General features: G+C 62.4%; 17 protein-coding genes, 1 other RNA gene and 1 riboswitch. Of the genes, 12 read left to right on the top strand and 6 right to left on the bottom strand.

Going from position 1 to position 16,694, the window contains the following annotated elements; translation table 11 throughout:
- Positions 1-7: 7 nt before the first annotated feature.
- Positions 8-514, bottom strand: a complete 507-nt coding sequence (locus AAFO90_RS03965; RefSeq protein WP_065271292.1) for a cytochrome c family protein — start codon at positions 512-514, stop codon at positions 8-10.
- 119 nt (positions 515-633) lie between these two features.
- Between AAFO90_RS03965 and AAFO90_RS03960 the strand changes: the two genes are divergently transcribed.
- Positions 634-1,467, top strand: coding sequence for a prephenate dehydratase (locus AAFO90_RS03960; RefSeq protein ID WP_347508573.1), 834 nt, complete (start codon positions 634-636; stop codon positions 1,465-1,467).
- 66 nt (positions 1,468-1,533) lie between these two features.
- On the opposite strand, the gene ffs is transcribed toward AAFO90_RS03960, so the two are convergent.
- Both ffs and AAFO90_RS03950 read right to left on the bottom strand, forming a co-directional pair.
- An RNA gene (ffs, locus tag AAFO90_RS03955) (signal recognition particle sRNA small type) lies at positions 1,534-1,632 on the bottom strand.
- Positions 1,633-1,697: 65 nt separating this feature from the next.
- A complete protein-coding gene (locus tag AAFO90_RS03950) occupies positions 1,698-3,554 on the bottom strand; it encodes a 5'-nucleotidase C-terminal domain-containing protein (protein WP_347508572.1) in 1,857 nt (618 codons plus the stop codon).
- Positions 3,555-3,890: 336 nt separating this feature from the next.
- Between AAFO90_RS03950 and nudC the strand changes: the two genes are divergently transcribed.
- From nudC to AAFO90_RS03935, 3 genes are all read left to right on the top strand, one after another.
- Positions 3,891-4,877: an NAD(+) diphosphatase gene (gene nudC, locus AAFO90_RS03945; protein ID WP_347508571.1), complete on the top strand. Its 987-nt coding sequence runs from the start codon at positions 3,891-3,893 to the stop codon at positions 4,875-4,877.
- A 62-nt stretch (positions 4,878-4,939) separates the two neighbouring features.
- A complete protein-coding gene (locus tag AAFO90_RS03940; protein ID WP_065271296.1) occupies positions 4,940-5,407 on the top strand; it encodes an SRPBCC family protein in 468 nt (155 codons plus the stop codon).
- Between the two features lie 108 nt (positions 5,408-5,515).
- Positions 5,516-5,752: riboswitch (cobalamin riboswitch) on the top strand.
- Between the two features lie 119 nt (positions 5,753-5,871).
- On the top strand, positions 5,872-6,246 hold the full coding sequence (locus AAFO90_RS03935) for a hypothetical protein (RefSeq protein WP_347508570.1): 375 nt from the start codon (positions 5,872-5,874) through the stop codon (positions 6,244-6,246).
- A 112-nt stretch (positions 6,247-6,358) separates the two neighbouring features.
- On the opposite strand, the gene AAFO90_RS03930 is transcribed toward AAFO90_RS03935, so the two are convergent.
- Positions 6,359-6,880, bottom strand: a complete 522-nt coding sequence (locus tag AAFO90_RS03930) for a protein-tyrosine phosphatase family protein (protein ID WP_347508569.1) — start codon at positions 6,878-6,880, stop codon at positions 6,359-6,361.
- Positions 6,881-7,017: 137 nt separating this feature from the next.
- On the opposite strand from AAFO90_RS03930, the gene AAFO90_RS03925 reads away from it, so the two are divergent.
- The 5 genes from AAFO90_RS03925 (at position 7,018) to AAFO90_RS03905 (ending at position 10,831) form a co-directional block, all read left to right on the top strand.
- Positions 7,018-8,865: a DNA polymerase III subunit gamma/tau gene (locus tag AAFO90_RS03925; RefSeq protein WP_347508568.1), complete on the top strand. Its 1,848-nt coding sequence runs from the start codon at positions 7,018-7,020 to the stop codon at positions 8,863-8,865.
- Positions 8,866-8,885: 20 nt separating this feature from the next.
- Positions 8,886-9,239, top strand: a complete 354-nt coding sequence (locus tag AAFO90_RS03920; protein ID WP_347508567.1) for a hypothetical protein — start codon at positions 8,886-8,888, stop codon at positions 9,237-9,239.
- A gap of 10 nt (positions 9,240-9,249) precedes the next feature.
- The gene (locus AAFO90_RS03915; RefSeq protein WP_065271301.1) at positions 9,250-9,594 is read left to right on the top strand and encodes a YbaB/EbfC family nucleoid-associated protein; all 345 of its coding nucleotides are present in this window, start codon (positions 9,250-9,252) and stop codon (positions 9,592-9,594) included.
- Between the two features lie 192 nt (positions 9,595-9,786).
- Complete coding sequence (recR, locus tag AAFO90_RS03910; RefSeq protein ID WP_065271302.1) at positions 9,787-10,386, top strand: recombination mediator RecR; 600 nt, start codon at positions 9,787-9,789, stop codon at positions 10,384-10,386.
- A gap of 22 nt (positions 10,387-10,408) precedes the next feature.
- On the top strand, positions 10,409-10,831 hold the full coding sequence (locus tag AAFO90_RS03905) for a hypothetical protein (RefSeq protein ID WP_274866772.1): 423 nt from the start codon (positions 10,409-10,411) through the stop codon (positions 10,829-10,831).
- Here the strand turns inward: AAFO90_RS03905 and ltaE are convergent.
- Positions 10,828-11,880 (bottom strand): low-specificity L-threonine aldolase, encoded by a 1,053-nt coding sequence (ltaE, locus tag AAFO90_RS03900; protein WP_347508566.1) that lies wholly within the window; start codon positions 11,878-11,880, stop codon positions 10,828-10,830. The two genes, AAFO90_RS03905 and ltaE, sit on opposite strands and share 4 nt — an antisense overlap.
- A 196-nt stretch (positions 11,881-12,076) precedes the next feature.
- On the opposite strand from ltaE, the gene AAFO90_RS03895 reads away from it, so the two are divergent.
- Positions 12,077-13,855 (top strand): carboxyl transferase domain-containing protein, encoded by a 1,779-nt coding sequence (locus AAFO90_RS03895; RefSeq protein ID WP_347508565.1) that lies wholly within the window; start codon positions 12,077-12,079, stop codon positions 13,853-13,855.
- 85 nt (positions 13,856-13,940) lie between these two features.
- On the opposite strand, the gene AAFO90_RS03890 is transcribed toward AAFO90_RS03895, so the two are convergent.
- Complete coding sequence (locus tag AAFO90_RS03890; RefSeq protein WP_274829733.1) at positions 13,941-14,714, bottom strand: DUF1013 domain-containing protein; 774 nt, start codon at positions 14,712-14,714, stop codon at positions 13,941-13,943.
- Positions 14,715-14,867: 153 nt separating this feature from the next.
- Here AAFO90_RS03890 and AAFO90_RS03885 point away from each other — a divergent pair, with 153 nt between their 5' ends.
- Both AAFO90_RS03885 and AAFO90_RS03880 read left to right on the top strand, forming a co-directional pair.
- Positions 14,868-15,527, top strand: a complete 660-nt coding sequence (locus AAFO90_RS03885; protein WP_347508564.1) for a ribonuclease T2 — start codon at positions 14,868-14,870, stop codon at positions 15,525-15,527.
- A gap of 247 nt (positions 15,528-15,774) precedes the next feature.
- The gene (locus AAFO90_RS03880) at positions 15,775-16,632 is read left to right on the top strand and encodes a DUF2189 domain-containing protein (protein ID WP_347508563.1); all 858 of its coding nucleotides are present in this window, start codon (positions 15,775-15,777) and stop codon (positions 16,630-16,632) included.
- The last annotated feature ends 62 nt before the right edge of the window (positions 16,633-16,694 follow it).

Genomic DNA, 16,694 nt, shown 5'->3' with positions numbered 1-16,694 from the left:
CGACGGTTTAGTCGTCGAGGCTGTCCAGATAAGCGATCAGGTTCACGCGGTCCTTGACCTTTTTCAGGCCAGAGAAGCTCATCGTGGTGCCCGGTGCGTAGTCGGACGGTTTGATCAGGAATTCATTGAGGTTCTCAGCGGTCCATGCGCCTTCCATACCGGACAGGGCACCGGAGTAACCAAATCCTTCGGCGCTTGCCTTGGGACGGTCAACCACACCGTAGAGATAAGGACCGGTCGCATTGGCGCCAGCCTCAAGCTTGTGGCACGCGGAGCATTTCTTGAAGACTTTGGCGCCTTTGCCAACGTCAGCGGAGGCCATCAGCTCTTCAAAGCTGACTTCTTCCACTTCTTCTTCTGCACCACCTGCCTCTGCCACTTCAATCACGTAAGAAGCCTCGCCATGGGCCTCCACATGATACAGTTCCTCTGCGGCCCATTTGCCCAGGAGGAACACGAGGAACGCGCCGCAGAAGCCTGCAGTCGCTTTGGTAAGGGTCATCGTGTCAAACATGATCGCGAGTCCATTTCAGCTGTCTGGGAGGGTGTCTAAGGCTTCCCCTCTCAAGTGGCAAGGTGTAGACAGCGCGACGAAACGCCCGATTGTCCAAGTTTTGCAGGAAAGTCGCACTCATGACCGGAAAAATCGCCATTCAGGGGGAGCTTGGCTCTTACAGCCACGAAGCCTGCCGCAACGCGCGGCACGACATGGAAGTGCTACCCTGCCGCAATTTCGAGGACACGATCGCAGCGGTGACAAGCGGTCAGGCGGACCTCGCCATGCTGCCGGTGGAGAATTCGACCTATGGCCGGGTGGCCGATATTCACCGTCTGCTGCCGCACAGCGGCTTGCATATTGTCGACGAGGCATTTGTGCGGGTGCATATCAATCTTCTGGGCGTGCCCGGTGCCCGGCTGGAAGATATCCGCGAGGCGAAATCGCATCTGGTTCTTCTACCGCAATGCGGACAGTTCCTGCGCAAGCACAACATCACCGGCCGGGTCAGTCCCGACAACGCCCGCGCCGCCCGCGATGTGGCTGAGGCAGGCGACAAACATGTTGCCGCCCTCGCCAGCGAGCTGGCCGGGGAAATCTACGGACTGGATGTGCTGGCCCGCCATATCGAAGACAACGGTGACAACACCACGCGGTTCCTGATCATGTCGCGCGAACCTGACTACAGCCGTCGCGGTGCCCATGGCATGATCACCAGCTTTGTGTTTCAGGTCCGCAACATCCCTGCCGCCCTCTACAAGGCGATGGGCGGCTTTGCCACCAATGGAATCAACATGACCAAGCTGGAAAGCTATATGGTGGACGGCTCCTTCACGGCGACTCAGTTCTATGCCGATATCGAAGGCCATCCCGAGGATGAGAACGTGCAGCTGGCAATGGACGAGCTGGCCTATTTTACCACCAATGTCGAGATCCTGGGCGTCTATCCCGCCGACAATGGCCGCTACTAACCTGTAATTCTGCGGGCATTAAGACAGCCCACGCCTTTCGGCGGGCTGGACCTGTGTTTTAGGGAAAGGTGAGAGGTTGGACATCGACCCAAGCGGGGCTCGTTGTGGCTGCTTCCTTCCGGACCTGACCAGGTTGGCGAGGCGCTTGCCCGCGCCAACCTCTCGAATCCCGATATAGGCGGCTGCCGCAGCAATGACAAGGGGGCCTCCCCGATCCACCGCTCCGCAGTTCAGAGGGCAAGCATCAGTTTCAGAAAGCCTTTTGGTGTCATGCCGCAGTTGCGCACCTGTCCCTCCGGCAATTCATCCAGATACTGCACCGCCTCCGGGCTGGTATAGGCGGCAGCCTCGGCGTTGTTGAGCTCGGCAAACCGCCACGGATACTCTTCCTGCGCCAGTGGATCCTCAGGCAGGCGGCCCGCAACGTAGTCCCGGATCACATCCCGGATTCGCACCGGCGGCAGCGGGATGCTCTCGGCGTCTTTGACCATCTGGAAATTACCACCACCGCTGACCCTGTAACTGTTGACAACGACGGCAAAACGCTGCGCAGGGGCCACGGGCCGCCCATGCACGCGCAGACGTCGAATGCGCCCTGCCGCCGGGTTGATCCGCACGCCAGAGGAGGAAAACCGCGGCGGTGCCGAGAGATCTATTTCGTATTGCAGGCCAAAAAGAACGTCAAAATTATGCCCGGCACGGCTGGGATCAACCAGTTCCTGTTCGGTACTGCCGGGGCGGACTTGTTTGAACACACCCGCGGACATTTCCAGCCAGTCCAGCACCTGCGCGCCGGTCGCAACCACCAGCCTAAGCTCATTCGGGAAGATGTGAAGATCAGCGACGTTGCGCATACACAGATCGCCACGCCCGATGTCGGTATAATGCCCCGGCCCGGAACGGCCACCGAATTTGCCTGGCGCCGCCGCGGACAAGAGCGGCAGTTTACCAACCTCAGTGCCTTCCAGCAGCGGCCTGACCGCTGCCGCCTGCGCTGCTGCTGCAAGTTCCAGCCCAAGATCAGGCCCAAAGAAAGTAAAGAAGGAGTGCAAAGGCACGTCACTGAAGCCAACTGGCTGATGCATCCGTTCGCGCGTTGAATCATGCGCGGGGCCAAGCGCACGGGTCAGTTCAGCGTCCTCCTCGACCAGAGACATCAGATCGCCCTTCTCTGCCCTGCTGCAGATGGGTTTGAGGCGGGCGTCCCAATTTTCCAGCCGCCACCCCTCCGGGCCGTGCGACACCTGCAGATCGATCTGCCCCAAGTGTGAGCCATGCGCGCCCGGCATGACCACCGGCTTGGTGAAACTGTGCTCGGGATCTGGAAGGGTCTTGTGGGTGTGCCCGCCGATCACCGCATCGATTCCCGCCGTGGCCGCGATGGGCAAGAGGGCATTCTCCATGCCCGGCACCCGCTCCAGCCCTCCGACACCGGTATGCGCCAATGCGATCACGATATCGCATCCTTCCCGCCGCAGCGCGCTGGCAGCAGCGGCAGCCGCCTGCACCATGTCCGCAACCACGACCTGACCTTCAAGAAGATGCGCGTCCCATGTTACCGTCTGCGGCGGCAACACCGACAGGATCCCGATCCGCAGCGGCGGCGCACCAGCGCAGGCAGGCACCTCCCGCTCCAGAATGGTAGTGCGGGCGAAAGGTAGCTCCCGTCCCTCCTCCACGGCTGTCATATTCGAGCAAATCACCGGACAGGGTGCCTGCTCCAGCACCTGCTCAAGCGTCTCCAGACCGAAGTTGAAGTCGTGGTTTCCAAGCCCGATGGCATCGTATTGCAACACGTCGAAGGCCTGCATCAGCGGATGCGGCACGATCGGGTCGTCAGAGGAAATCTCACCAATCGGCGCCCCTTGCAGCCCATCACCATTGTCCAAGAGCAGCACCGTGCCCCCTGCCTCCCGGACCTCTTGCCGCGCCTCGGCGATCAGGGACGCGACGCGGGACAGGCCGATGCTGGGGTCCGGCCGGTCGGCATAATAGTCGTAGCTGAGCAGATTGCTGTGCAGATCGGTGGTTGCCAACAAGCGCAGCACCCCCTTCCCCAATGGCAAGGATTGATCCGGTCCTGTCATATTGCTCTACCCGCAGCCTGCACGGCGTCTTCCGATCTTCGTTTTTTCTCACGTTCTGACACGAACGCGTTAACCCTTTGAAACAGTGTTTCCTTGATTTGCAAAGTCACCATTTTTGAGGATGTTAACGATTGTGGCGCTGATGCCGAAAATTTGACCGGTCTAACGCCAATATCCAGCGGCAGACCGGTGACCCGGCGTCAAACACCCGCTGACAACCATAAAAATGCATCGACCGCGCTACCCGAACAGGCTGGTCATTGCGCGGTTTTGCCGCCATCAATGCAGGAAATCGGGCCTCAACGCCGGATCCCCTGCCAAAAGAAGGACAACGATATGAAACGGGCCGAAGAGGTGACATTTGGCGGCAAGGGTGGCCTGGACCGCAGCGCGCATCTGCGTGCGGATGCCGAAGCGCTAGACGCTGCCTGGGGGGCACAGAATGCACAGGTGCTGATGATGTGGCGCGGCAAACCCCTGTGCCAGCGGTCAGATCCAGAGCGCGGACCGGACGCTCTTGCCTGGATCTCCACCACGCATCCGATGGCAGCAGAGTGCCGCGACGCCGCTCTGTTTCTCGGCCTCCTGCCGGATCAAAGCCCGGCCTTTGCCTGCGACATCAGCAGTTGGCAGCCCGATGCGCTGGACGAGATGGCGCTGGCCAGTTTTGCCGATGTAACGGAGCAACAGCACCCAGACCTGCCCTCCGGTTGTGCTTTCGCCGAGCTGCGGCGGGTGATGACCCGGCTGACCCCGCTGGAGGCCGAGCTGGCCGCCACAGCCAAGGCGCTGTTTTCCTGGCATGGCTCGCATGGGTTCTGTGCCCGCTGTGGCCACCCCAGTGATATGGATCAGGCAGGCTGGCAAAGAAATTGCCCCAGCTGCAAGGTGAGCCATTTTCCCCGCACCGATCCGGTTGTGATCATGCTGATTACCCATGGGGACGAGGTCCTGATGGGCCGCTCTCCCGGCTGGCCGGAAGGTATGTACTCCCTGCTGGCCGGTTTCGTTGAACCCGGCGAAACACTGGAGGCCGCCGTGCGGCGTGAAGTACTGGAAGAATCCGGCGTGAAGGTCGGAGAGGTGGAGTACCTGTCCAGCCAGCCCTGGCCCTTTCCCATGTCGCTGATGTTCGGCTGCCACGGGATCGCGCTGGATCGCGAGCTGACCATCGACCCACATGAAATCGAGGACGCGATCTGGGTCAGCAAGCAGGACATGATGACCGCCTTTGCCGGAGAGCACCCGATCCTGAAGCCTGCCCGAAAAGGAGCAATTGCACATTTTCTGTTGCAGAACTGGCTTGCGGATACGCTGGATTAAAGGGAATATCGCGGCCACGCTGAGAATTGATCAATCAAAACAGGCAAGCAGGCGTCAGAGTCATGGATTTCACGAGTAAAGAAGATATCGATTCACCGATCGCCGACGTGTTTGAAGCCCTGTCGGACTTTGAAAGCTTTGAACGCTCGGCCATCCGGCGCGGCATCGACGTGCAACGGATCGGCGATATCAGCACGCCTGAAAACGGCCTCGCCTGGGATGCCAAATTCAGCTTTCGCGGCAAGGCGCGCGAGCTACGCATTGCTCTCAAATCCTATGATCCCGTCACCCGCATTCTGCTGTCCGGCGACAGCAGCGGGCTGAACGGCGAAACCGAGATCGAACTGATGGCGCTGTCGCCGCGGCGCACCCGTGTAACAATTTCGCTCAACCTGACGGCCAAGACCCTGTCGGGGCGGTTGCTGCTGCAATCCTTCAAACTGGCGCGCGGTTCGCTCAATAAAAAATTCAAAGCGCGTGCGGCAGATTTCGCACGGCTGACCGAAGAACGATTGAACCGCACGGCCTGAGGGCACCGCATCCGCCTGCACAAATCAGCAAGCTTACCTGGCTTGCTGGTGTTCGCGCGGGTTTCTCCGACTTTCACACAAGCGAATTGACGACTCGCCCTTCGACCCGCTACCCATTTCACAGATGGTTTTCGCGATCCGCCTTTGGCGGGTCCGGGATGAAAAGGGAACGTGGTGCGATCCGGCCTCTCTCGGCCAGAACAATTCCACGACTGCCCCCGCAACTGTAGGCGGAGAGCGACCCCGGAAGATCCACTGGACGCAAGGTACAGACCTGCGGCCGGGAAGGACCGGAGAAGCTATGACCCGCAAGTCAGGAGACCTGCCATCGCACAACTCGAAACCGGGCGGGGTGTCCGGAGCGGGTGAGATGGTTCCTGTCGCGCGGCCCGTTCTGGCCGACAAGCGTCCGGCCACATGTCTCTCCCCCCTCTTTATGCCCCTGCCCCAGCGCGGAGGGCGCGATGATCTGGACGACAAAAACGCATGAACTTGCGGCAACAACCTGTCAACAAACCGGGGCAAGCTGCCCGGCGCTAGAACGCATGCTGGTGGCCCTGTGCGGGGCGCTCGACACTGCACGGGATATGACCGAAGAGGATTTCGAAATCACCGGCGATAGCCTGCTCGATGGCTGTTCCCGCCATTGTCCGGCACGCTTTTTCGCCTCGCACGACAGGATCCGGGTGTTCTGCGAAGTGGACACCGCAGCAGAACGCAGCGGTCTGGACCGTTTTGCCGACGCGCTGCTGTCCAGCGATCCACAGGCGCAGTTCGCCGATCACCTGCCACATCGCCCCTGCTCCTTCGGCGAAGCGATCCCGCTCAGCGCGGCGTAGCGGCAGAACTGGCCGACACACAGGGGGCGTCGCTTTTATCGGGTGAATGCCGCGCCCCGTGAGCAAGAAAGAGGGATGACAATCGGGCCCGCTCCGGCGGGCTACCTCGCGTTCAGCGGCTGCGGGCCCAGGCCATCTGTGCCTCGGTTTCAACCGCGCAGGGGCGGGCCATGCGCAACCTGTTCAGCGCCGCCTCTGGCGCAACGCCGCATTCGATCAACAGGCGCAGCACCACCATGCCGGAGCGCCCGCAGCCGCCCCGGCAATGCACCAGAACGCGGCCGCCACCGTTCAGCGCCTGACACGCCGAGGCGCTGACCCCGGGCCAGGCCTCGTTCACCTCGGGGCCGGGTACGCCGAAATCCGCCACCGGCAGATGCACCCAGCGGCTTCCCATGCTTTGCAGGTCGATGCCCAGGGTCGCGGCCCCGACGGTCACATGCTCGGCTTCGGTGGTCATGGAAATAACCAGACCGGGCTGCCAGTCGTGGATCAGCTCAAGATCGCCCTTGTAGTCGCCCCCGGCGCCGGGCAGCGGACAGATCGCCAGAATACCATTGGCGGCGGACACCGCGTAGATCGTAAACGGCTGCCGGGCCTGCGCCCCCGCCCCGTTGGAACTCATCCCAGTCATCACACACTCTCCACCACATACAGGGAAAAACTCTGCCACCTGCCCTGCCGGGCGGTCAACAGCGGTGGACGAAGCCCGCGGGCTTCCCTACCCTATGCAGCGGCCCCAACCCCATTCCGAATCCGGCACGAGACAGCATGAGCGACACCCCAACATCCGATCCTGACACCCAAACCGCTGAGGTTCAGCACGCGGAGCAGCAGTCCGGCCAGTATCAGGTCCTCGCCCGCAAGTACCGGCCCGAAACCTTTGCGGATCTGGTTGGCCAGGACGCCATGGTGCGTACGCTGAAAAACGCCTTTGCCGCGAACCGGATCGCTCAGGCTTTCATCATGACCGGTATTCGCGGCACGGGTAAGACCACCACCGCCCGGATCATTGCCAAGGGGATGAACTGTATCGGCACCGATGGCAACGGCGGCCCCACCACCGAACCCTGCGGTCAGTGCGAGCATTGCCTCGCGATCATGGAAGGCCGCCACGTGGACGTGATGGAGATGGACGCCGCCAGCCGCACCGGCGTCGGCGACATCCGCGAAATCATCGATTCGGTGCAATACCGCGCGGCCTCGGCCCGCTATAAGATTTACATCATTGACGAGGTTCACATGCTGTCGACCAGCGCGTTCAACGCGCTGCTGAAAACGCTTGAGGAACCCCCCGCTCATGTGAAGTTCATCTTCGCCACCACCGAGATCCGCAAGGTTCCGGTGACGGTCCTGTCGCGCTGCCAGCGGTTCGATCTGCGCCGGATTGAGCCCGAGGTGATGATCGCCCTCCTGCGCAAGATCGCCACCGCCGAAAACGCCCAGATCGCCGAGGATGCGCTCGCTCTCATCACCCGCGCCGCCGAAGGTTCGGCCCGCGATGCAACCTCGCTGCTGGATCAGGCGATTTCCCACGGTGCGGGCGAGACCACCGCCGATCAGGTGCGCGCCATGCTGGGCCTTGCCGACCGGGGCCGGGTGCTGGATCTGATGGATATGATCCTGCGCGGCGATGCGGCTGCGGCGCTCAGCGAGCTCTCCTCGCAATATGCCGAAGGCGCCGATCCGCTGGCTGTTCTGCGCGATCTGGCCGAAATTACCCATTGGGTGTCGGTGGTAAAGATTACGCCAGACGCGACAGAGGATCCGACCATCAGCCCGGATGAGCGCGCCCGCGGTCAACAGATGGCCGAAGCGCTGCCGATGCGGGTGTTGACCCGCATGTGGCAGATGCTGCTCAAGGCGCTGGAAGAGGTCGCCGCCGCCCCCAACGCCATGATGGCTGCCGAGATGGCGGTGATCCGCCTGACGCACGTGGCCGATCTGCCCAGTCCCGAGGAGTTGATCCGCAAGCTGCAGGATATGCCGCCCCCGCCGCCCGGCGGTGGTGGCGGAATGCCCATGCAAAGCATGGGCGCGCCTGCCGCGGGCGGGACACCGACTATCACCTCTGCTCCGCCGCAAGGCGCACCGGGCGGTGGACCGTCCGGCGGCATGACCATGTCGCACGGCCAAGGACAGGGTCAGGCCACCGCGCTTGCCCCGGCCGCAGAAAAGGCCCTCGCCCGCTACCCGAGTTTCGAACATGTGGTGGAACTGATCCGCACCAACCGCGATGTCAAACTACTGGTCGAGGTGGAAACCGGTGTGCGCCTCGTCTCTTACCAGCCGGGCCGGATCGAGTTCACGCCGCACGCGAATGCGCCCCGAGACCTTGCTGCGCGCCTCGGCACCGCCTTGCAAAACTGGACCGGCAGCCGCTGGGTCGTCACCATCGCACCCGACGGCGAGGCCCCGACGATCGCCGAAATCCGCGATGCAGCCGAAAACGCATTGCGCACCAAGGCCAGCGAACACCCACTGGTACAGGCGGTGATCGACAGTTTCCCCAAGGCCCGGATCACCCGCATCCGTACCGCCGAGGAAATGGCCGCTGAGGTCGAGGCCGAAGCCCTGCCCGAGGTGGAAGACGAATGGGATCCCTTCGAAGACGGGTAGCGACTGGCCTGACGGTCCTCTTGTTCACCCTGCCGACAACCGCTTACGCCAAAACCTGCTTTGCCACCGGCGATCTATCCGACAGCGCGTGGGATGTGCTTTGGCGGATGTCGGCCAAGCCTGCTGTCTTGGCCCTCTTCGCTCTTGCCGGATTCGCGCTGTACAGCAGAAAGCGCGCCTCCTTTGCAATCGCAGGCTTTCTTTGGGGCATGCTCGCGGCCGCAATTGCCGTCGATAATCATGAGCTTTTCTTTGATGATAAGAGTGCCTTGGGCATAATCGAAGACTGCACCGCCTCCCCCCACTTGTTCATCGCGCTTGCAATTGCGATATGTTCGGGGATGACTTACGGCGCCCTGCGCCCCCGCACTTAGGAGAAACACCATGCTCAAAGGCCTCGGCGGTCTTGGCGATATGGCCAAGATGATGAAATCGGCACAGGAACTGCAAACCAAGATGGCGCAGATGCAGGAAGACCTGCACAACGTCATGGTTACCGGCGAAGCAGGCGCGGGCCTGGTCAAGGCCACCGCCTCGGCCAAGGGCGACCTCAAGGCGCTGGATATCGACCCGTCCATCTTCAACGGCGATGACAAGGAAATGGTCGAGGACCTGATCCTGGCCGCCATCAAGGACGCACAGTCCAAGGCAGCCGAAAAAGCGCAGGAAGAGATGACCAACCTCACGGAAAGCATGGGCCTTCCCAAGGATATCAAGCTGCCTTTCTGATCCGGAGGCGCAACTGAAAAGTTCCGAAAAGGCGGCCTTGGCCGCCTTTTTCATGTCTCACGGGCATACGCCCTTTGCCCAATCTGGCGCGCAGGCGCTGCCCAGACAAACCCTGAACATCCGTCGCCTCTCCCCCTTGCCATTGCCCGCCGTGATGCGTCTATATGGGCTGACACTCCAAAGGCCGCCTCCATGCAAGACCGCTCTACCAGCGACATCGAAACCCTCATCGATCTGATGGCAAAACTGCCCGGCATGGGGCCGCGTTCGGCCCGGCGGGCGGTGTTGCACCTGATCCGCAAACGCGCGCTTTTGCTGACACCGCTGTCGGACATGATGACCCGCGTCGCCACCACCGCCCGCGAATGCCTCAACTGCGGCAACGTGGGGACCGAGGACATCTGCGAGATCTGCGACAGTGAGGCCCGCGCCAATGGCGAGATCTGCGTCGTCGAAAGCGTCTCGGATCTCTGGGCGATGGAGCGCGCAGGCGTTTTCAAGGGACGCTATCACGTGCTGGGCGGCACCCTCTCGGCGCTGGATGCCATCGGCCCCGAGGATCTGCGCATTCCCCGATTGGTCGACCGGGTCGGCAGCGAGGCAGTGAGCGAGGTGATCTTGGCGCTGAATGCCACCATCGACGGGCAGACCACGGCCCATTACATCGCCGACCAACTGAGCGGCCAGGTGAAACTTACCTCGCTCGCGCAAGGTGTACCCATCGGCGGCGAGCTGGATTACCTCGACGACGGTACCATCAGCGCCGCGCTGAAGGCCCGTAAGGAACTCTGACGGCAAAAGGGGAAGGACAGCCATGCCAACCGCCCTGCACCGCCCGATTCTGAGAGCCGCCATATTTTATTTTGCGGCCGTGTTCTTCTGCGGATTTGTTCTGGGCAGCCTGCGGATCTTTGTGCTGCTGCCCCTGATGGATGAACTCTGGGCGGTCTGCCTTGAACTGCCCATCATGCTGACCCTCAGCTGGCTGATCGCCCGGCACCTGACCCGGAATCGCAAGGATCTGTATCCTGCCGCCGCGCGCCTGTGGATGGGGATCTGGGCCTTCGGGCTGCTGATGGTCGCAGAATATGTACTCGCCACCACACTGATGGGCGCAGCCCCCAGCAGCTACTTCGGCCATTGGGCCACCGCTGCCGGGGCGATCGGGTTGGCAGGGCAAATCGCATTTGCCCTGATCCCGTTTGTGCAACGGATAACCCGTCGCGAAACGCCTTAGCTGAAGAAGGCCTGGAACGCGGCAATCGCGCCGTTGAGGCCCTCATCGGTGACATCCTTGTGCAGCACCAGCCGGATCGGGCCGCTGTCCCCTGCCCCAATCACCACGCCCGCCTTGGCCAGATGCGCCTGCAGGGCTGCGTTCTGCACCTCTGCCGGGGTGAAGAACACCATGTTCGTGGCTTGCGTGACTTCTCCCGCGCCCAGAGCGCGCAAGGCATCTGCCAGCGTAGCGGCCCGGGCATGATCCTCTGCCAGACGGTCGACGTTCTGCTCCAGCGCCATCAGACCTGCCGCAGCCAGCACCCCGGACTGGCGCATGCCGCCGCCCAGCATCTTGCGCCAGCGCCGGGCGCGGGCAATCAGATCGGACGGACCGACCAGAACCGATCCCGCAGGCGTGCCCAAACCCTTGGACAGGCAGATCGACACGGTATCGAACAGCACCGCCAGATGCGGTGCAGAGCAGCCCAGCTCGGTGATGGCGTTGAAAAAACGCGCCCCGTCCAGATGCAGCGACAGCCCCGCAGCCCGGCCCGCATCGGTCATCGCGCGCATGTCCTCCAGCGAAATGGCCTGTCCGTTGTGGGTGTTCTCCAAGGACAGCAGGCGGCTGATCGGCATATGGGAATCATCCGGTTTGACCGCTGCCGCGATCGCTGCGGGATCAAGTCCACCGCCGGGCTGCACCTCCAGCGGGTAGAGCGCGCTGCCGCCCAGCACCGAAGCGCCGGCCGCCTCGTATTTGAAGACGTGGTAGTCGCGGCCGGTGATGATTTCCTCTCCACGCCCGCAATGGGACAGGAGCGCGGTCAGGTTGCTCTGCGTGCCGGTGGGCAGGAACAGGCCCGCTTCCTTGCCCAGACGCTCGGCCAGGGTGGCCTCCAACTGGTTGACCTGCGGATCCTCGCCATAGACATCATCGCCCACCTCGGCCGCCGCCATCGCCTGACGCATTGCGTCGTCGGGGCGGGTGACCGTGTCGCTGCGCAGATCGCACAGCACCCCTGCACCGGTTTCGGTCTGCGTCATTTCTGCATATTGGCTCATGATGATCTCTCCAGTCGATTTTGCGCAACGCTAGCCGCAAGAGGTCGGCACGAAAACCCCCAAGTCGCGGGTAGATAACAACCTTCTGTGTCCCGCCCCAGCCCTGATCCCGCAAAGTGACCCCACGGTCAAATTGACAGCCGCCCCCGGCGAACGCTTGACTGAGAACAACATCAGCGATCAGGGAGGGGTACTGGTGACACTCATAAAGGCCGAAAGCGCCGCAATCGTCGCCGAAGTCCATGTCGCACCGGGTCAGGAAGTGGCCGCAGGCACGGTGTTGCTGGCCACCGAACTGATGAAAATGCGCCATGAAATCCGCGCCGAGCAGAGCGGGATTGTCACTGCCGTTCATGTGACCGCCGGACAAGAGCTGCAGGGCGGTGAAACGCTGATCACGTTGGAACCCGGCAGCGTGTCCGTTGAGGAGGTTGCAACCGACGATACCGCCCGTCCTGATCTGGAGGAATATGCGGCCCGCATGGCGCTGCTGGACGATGCCGCCCGTCCCGAGGCCGTCGCCAAACGTCACGCGCTGGGAGGCCGCACCGCAAGGGAGAACATCAACGATCTGTTCGATGCGGGCAGTTTCACCGAATATGGCGCCCTTGCTGTGGCGGCCCAACGCGGCAAGCGGGCGCTGCCCGATCTGCAGGCGCGCACGCAGGGCGACGGTATCATCTGCGGAATCGGCACGGTTGCTGGGCGTACGGTGGCTGCCATGGCGGTAGATTACATGGTTCTGGCAGGCACACAGGGTTTCAACCACCACCGAAAGATGGACCGCCTGATCGAGGTCGCCAGCCGCGACCGGCTGCCCATCGTCCTCTTTGCCGAAGGCGGCGGCGGGAGACCCAACGACGGCGACACCGCCCTGATCATGGCCGCTTGGTTGAATGTCACCTCCTTCCGCCATTTCGCCGCCTACAAAGGGCCGAAAATTGGCATCGTGTCGGGCTATTGTTTTGCCGGAAACGCGGCCCTTTACGGGGTCTGCGACGTGCGGATCGCGACGAAGAACAGCTGGATTGGCATGGGCGGCCCGGCGATGATCGAAGGCGGCGGGCTGGGTGTTGTCGCCCCGAAGGAGATCGGCCCCAGCGACGTTCAGGCGGGCACCGGACTGATCGATATTCTGACCGAAGACGAAGCCGAGGCCGTAGAGGCTGCGAAACGGCTACTAAGCCTTGATACCGCACAGACACCACCCGCCGATGACCCAGAGGAAACCCCGGACCTGCGCAATGTCGTGCCTGTGGACCGCACCCGCGCCTATGACATGCGCGCAGCCATCGCCGGGCTGGCCGACAGTGACACATTTCAGGAGCTGCGCCGCGGGTTTGGCGCGGGCATGATCACCGGCTTTGCCCGGATCAGAGGTCGCGCGGTGGGGCTGCTGGCGAACAACCCGCTGCACCTTGGCGGCGCCATCGATGCCGAGGCCGGTGACAAGGGCGCGCGTTTCCTGCAGCTGTGTGATGCCTGGGGCCTGCCCGTCATCACCCTATGCGACACGCCGGGCTTCATGGTCGGCCCCGAGGTCGAGAAAACCGGACAGGTGGCGCATATCTCGCGACTGTTTCTGGCCGGAGCCCATTTCAGCCAACCGCTGGTGACGCTAATCCTGCGCAAAGCCTATGGTCTGGGCGCGATGGCGATGGCGGGCGGCGGGCTGGATCGTCCGCATTTCTGCTGTGCCTGGCCCACCGGAGAGGTCGGCGCCATGGGGTTGGAGGGCGCAGTCAGGCTGGGCCACCGCGACCACCTGAACGCTATCGAAGACCCGGCAGAGCGGGAAGCGGAATATCAACGCCTCGTCGATGCCCTGTATGAGCGCGGAAAGGCACTGAATGCTGCCAGCCTGCTGGAATTCGACGCCGTCATCGACCCGGCAGAGACCCGCGCCGCGCTGCACCGCGCATTGGAGAGCGCAGGCCACGCGACCCCCGCCCACCGCTACGCCGACGCCTGGTAGGACCGCCACAAAGAAAAAGCCACGCCCGGATCCGGGCGTGGCTTTCCTATTCGTTGCACCGTGTCGGCCCTGATGTCTGAACCCTTCAGAAGCGGGGATCGGTCCCGTCTTCGTCCTCGTCGTCCTCATCACCGCCCGAGGGCAGGTTGAAGAAGCTGTCCGCATCGGGCAGCGGTTCTTCGGACGGGGTGCTTTCGGCGGAGCCGCCACCCAGAGTGAAGGTTTCCAGCCCTTCGATGGCCGAGGGGATCTTCGGCTCGGCATCCATCTCCAGAGATTGCTCGGTCGACACCAGCTTGCGGCGTTCGTCGTCGCTCATCACGCCGCCTTCGGCAGCCCGTTTTGCGGCGGCTTTTTGCACGGCAGAGTCCAGTTCGGACTGTTTGCACAGGCCCAGCGCAACCGGGTCGATCGGCTGCATGTTGGCAATGTTCCAGTGGGTCCGCTCGCGGATCGACTGGATCGTCGGCTTGGTGGTGCCTACCAGTTTGGCGATCTGACCATCGGAGAGTTCCGGGTGGAACTTCACCAGCCACAGGATCGAGTTCGGACGGTCCTGACGCTTGGACAGCGGCGTGTAGCGCGGTCCGCGGCGTTTTTCCTCGCCAGCAGCGGCCGGGTTGAACTTGAGCTTCAGCTTGTGCAGCGGATTGGCCTCGGCCTTGTCGATCTCATCCTGCGTCAGCTGGTTGTTTGCAACCGGATCAAAGCCTTTGACGCCGGCGGCGACGTCACCGTCGGCAATGCCCTGGATCTCCAGCTCGTGCATGCCAACGAAATCGGCGATCTGCTTGAAGCTGATCGTGGTATTGTCCACCAGCCACACGGCGGTCGCTTTGGTCATCAACGGTTTTGCCATGCGCTTATCTCCTTAAAACACGTTTGCCCCACGAACATCTACGTACATCTTTCCCGTCGCCTGAATTAGGCTGCCCCGAGGTCTGGGGCGGGTTTCCGTTGTCGGGGAACTTCAGTCCTATATAGTCGCCTTGTTTTCATAAGGAAAGAGGCGATGCGCAGGTTCTTGCTGGCAATTGCAACCGTGATTTCCGGGCTGGCGTCGCTGCCCGGTTACGCCGACAGCGACCGGTCACGGGAGGTCGCGGGCGAATTCGATTACTACGTCCTCAGCCTCAGCTGGTCACCGAACTGGTGCGCCATCGAAGGCGATGCCAGGGGATCGGATCAATGCGATAGCCGCCATGATCACGGCTGGACCCTGCATGGGCTGTGGCCGCAGTATCACCGGGGCTGGCCGGATTTCTGCAACACCGCCGAGGCCCCGCCAAGCCGCCGCCAGACCGCCGAGATGGCCGATATCATGGGGTCTCCGGGCCTTGCCTGGCATCAATGGAAGAAACACGGCAGCTGTTCCGGCCTCTCCCCTGCCCAGTATTTTTCCCTCTCGCGCGAGGCTTATGGACAGATCACCCGTCCGGCCATCTTCCGCAAGCTGGACAAACTGGTGAAACTGCCCGCATCGCTGGTCGAGGAAGCCTTTCTGAAGGAAAATCCACAGCTGAGCCGGGACAGCCTGACCATCACCTGCCGCGATGGTCACATCCAAGAGGCCCGCATCTGCCTCTCGCGCAGCCTTGATCCGGTGCCCTGCGGCCGGGACGTGATCCGCGACTGCACTCTGGAGGATGCACTATTCGCCCCGGTGCGCTGAACCTAATTGAGGCTTGGCTTCCTCCTCCATCTCCCCAGACTCCACCTGCCCCACTGCCCGACAGGCGGCTTGGCCGCGAAAAGAGGAGGCAGGCGCCGCAGGGCAGCTTTCCCTCACGCGACATTGATTGGCTTGTGCAGCGCATTTTGGCCGATTTTGTGCTAGTATTGTTCCACGTGCCGCGCACGGCCCTGCCTAAACGGCACTTCCATTTAAATCCGCGAGGAGGAAGAGGAGGAACAAGCGCATGGCAAAGACAATCGGTAATCCGCTCAGTTGGCTCTTGCAGGGGGCAGAAACCACCGGACAGCATTTCGGCAAGACAGTGGGAGAAATGGGCAGCAGCGACGTCACGGAGCTGCCTCAGGCGCGCAGGCTTTCGATGGACGACCTCATCCATTCACTGGCCGCAGGTCTTGAAGATTTTGCCGCCTGCCGCAGCGATGCGATGTTCCTGGTGCTGTTCTATCCGGTGATTGGCATCGCGTTGATCGTGATGAGCCTGTCGATGAATCTGCTGCCGCTGATCGTGCCAATGATCATGGGGTTTGCGATCCTCGGGCCTGTTGCGGCAGTCGGGCTGTATGAAATGTCCTCGCGCCGCGAAGCCGGGTTTGAGCCGCGCTGGATGGATGCCTTTGGTGTTATCCGCTCGCCTGCCTTCGGCGCCATTCTGGTGCTGGGTTTTTATCTGGCAGCACTGTTCATCATCTGGCTGGTCGCGGCGGACATGATCTATATCCGCACCCTGGGACCAGAGCCGCCGACCTCGATGCTCGGCTTCGCCACCGCCGTAGTGACCACCCGCGAAGGCTGGATCATGGCGATTGCAGGCGGCGCATTAGGGGCCGTCTTTGCCTTTGCCGCGCTGGCGATGAGCCTGGTCTCTTTCCCCCTGCTGCTGGACCGCCACGTGGGCCTGCCGGTGGCGGTGGCCACCTCAATCAAGGTGCTGCGCAAGAATCCGGTGATCTGCATTACCTGGGGCGTGATCGTCGGCAGCATGCTGGTAATCGCTGCGATCCCGTTCCTGGCCGGGCTGATCATCGTGGTGCCGGTGCTGGGGCACGCCACATGGCACCTGTACCGACGCGCGGTGAAATAGAGCGAACCACACAGAAAAGGGCCGACGCAACTGTCGGCCCTTCTTGCGTGCAGGTAAGCGGC

This window comes from Phaeobacter sp. CAU 1743 (genome assembly GCF_039839315.1).
GTDB lineage: Bacteria > Pseudomonadota > Alphaproteobacteria > Rhodobacterales > Rhodobacteraceae > Phycobacter > Phycobacter gallaeciensis_A.
The sequence above is the reverse complement of the archived record's forward strand: the minus strand, read 5'-3'. Positions and strand labels throughout refer to the sequence as shown.

Excerpts from the sequence above, each read along its gene's own strand:
- AAFO90_RS03965 (WP_065271292.1), bottom strand. The coding sequence starts at position 514 with ATGTTTGACACGATGACCCTTACCAAAGCGACTGCAGGCTTCTGCGGC.
- AAFO90_RS03960 (WP_347508573.1), top strand. The coding sequence starts at position 634 with ATGACCGGAAAAATCGCCATTCAGGGGGAGCTTGGCTCTTACAGCCAC.
- AAFO90_RS03950 (WP_347508572.1), bottom strand. The coding sequence starts at position 3,554 with ATGACAGGACCGGATCAATCCTTGCCATTGGGGAAGGGGGTGCTGCGC.
- nudC (WP_347508571.1), top strand. The coding sequence starts at position 3,891 with ATGAAACGGGCCGAAGAGGTGACATTTGGCGGCAAGGGTGGCCTGGAC.
- AAFO90_RS03940 (WP_065271296.1), top strand. The coding sequence starts at position 4,940 with ATGGATTTCACGAGTAAAGAAGATATCGATTCACCGATCGCCGACGTG.
- AAFO90_RS03935 (WP_347508570.1), top strand. The coding sequence starts at position 5,872 with ATGATCTGGACGACAAAAACGCATGAACTTGCGGCAACAACCTGTCAA.
- AAFO90_RS03930 (WP_347508569.1), bottom strand. The coding sequence starts at position 6,880 with ATGACTGGGATGAGTTCCAACGGGGCGGGGGCGCAGGCCCGGCAGCCG.
- AAFO90_RS03925 (WP_347508568.1), top strand. The coding sequence starts at position 7,018 with ATGAGCGACACCCCAACATCCGATCCTGACACCCAAACCGCTGAGGTT.
- AAFO90_RS03915 (WP_065271301.1), top strand. The coding sequence starts at position 9,250 with ATGCTCAAAGGCCTCGGCGGTCTTGGCGATATGGCCAAGATGATGAAA.
- recR (WP_065271302.1), top strand. The coding sequence starts at position 9,787 with ATGCAAGACCGCTCTACCAGCGACATCGAAACCCTCATCGATCTGATG.
- AAFO90_RS03905 (WP_274866772.1), top strand. The coding sequence starts at position 10,409 with ATGCCAACCGCCCTGCACCGCCCGATTCTGAGAGCCGCCATATTTTAT.
- ltaE (WP_347508566.1), bottom strand. The coding sequence starts at position 11,880 with ATGAGCCAATATGCAGAAATGACGCAGACCGAAACCGGTGCAGGGGTG.
- AAFO90_RS03890 (WP_274829733.1), bottom strand. The coding sequence starts at position 14,714 with ATGGCAAAACCGTTGATGACCAAAGCGACCGCCGTGTGGCTGGTGGAC.
- AAFO90_RS03885 (WP_347508564.1), top strand. The coding sequence starts at position 14,868 with ATGCGCAGGTTCTTGCTGGCAATTGCAACCGTGATTTCCGGGCTGGCG.
- AAFO90_RS03880 (WP_347508563.1), top strand. The coding sequence starts at position 15,775 with ATGGCAAAGACAATCGGTAATCCGCTCAGTTGGCTCTTGCAGGGGGCA.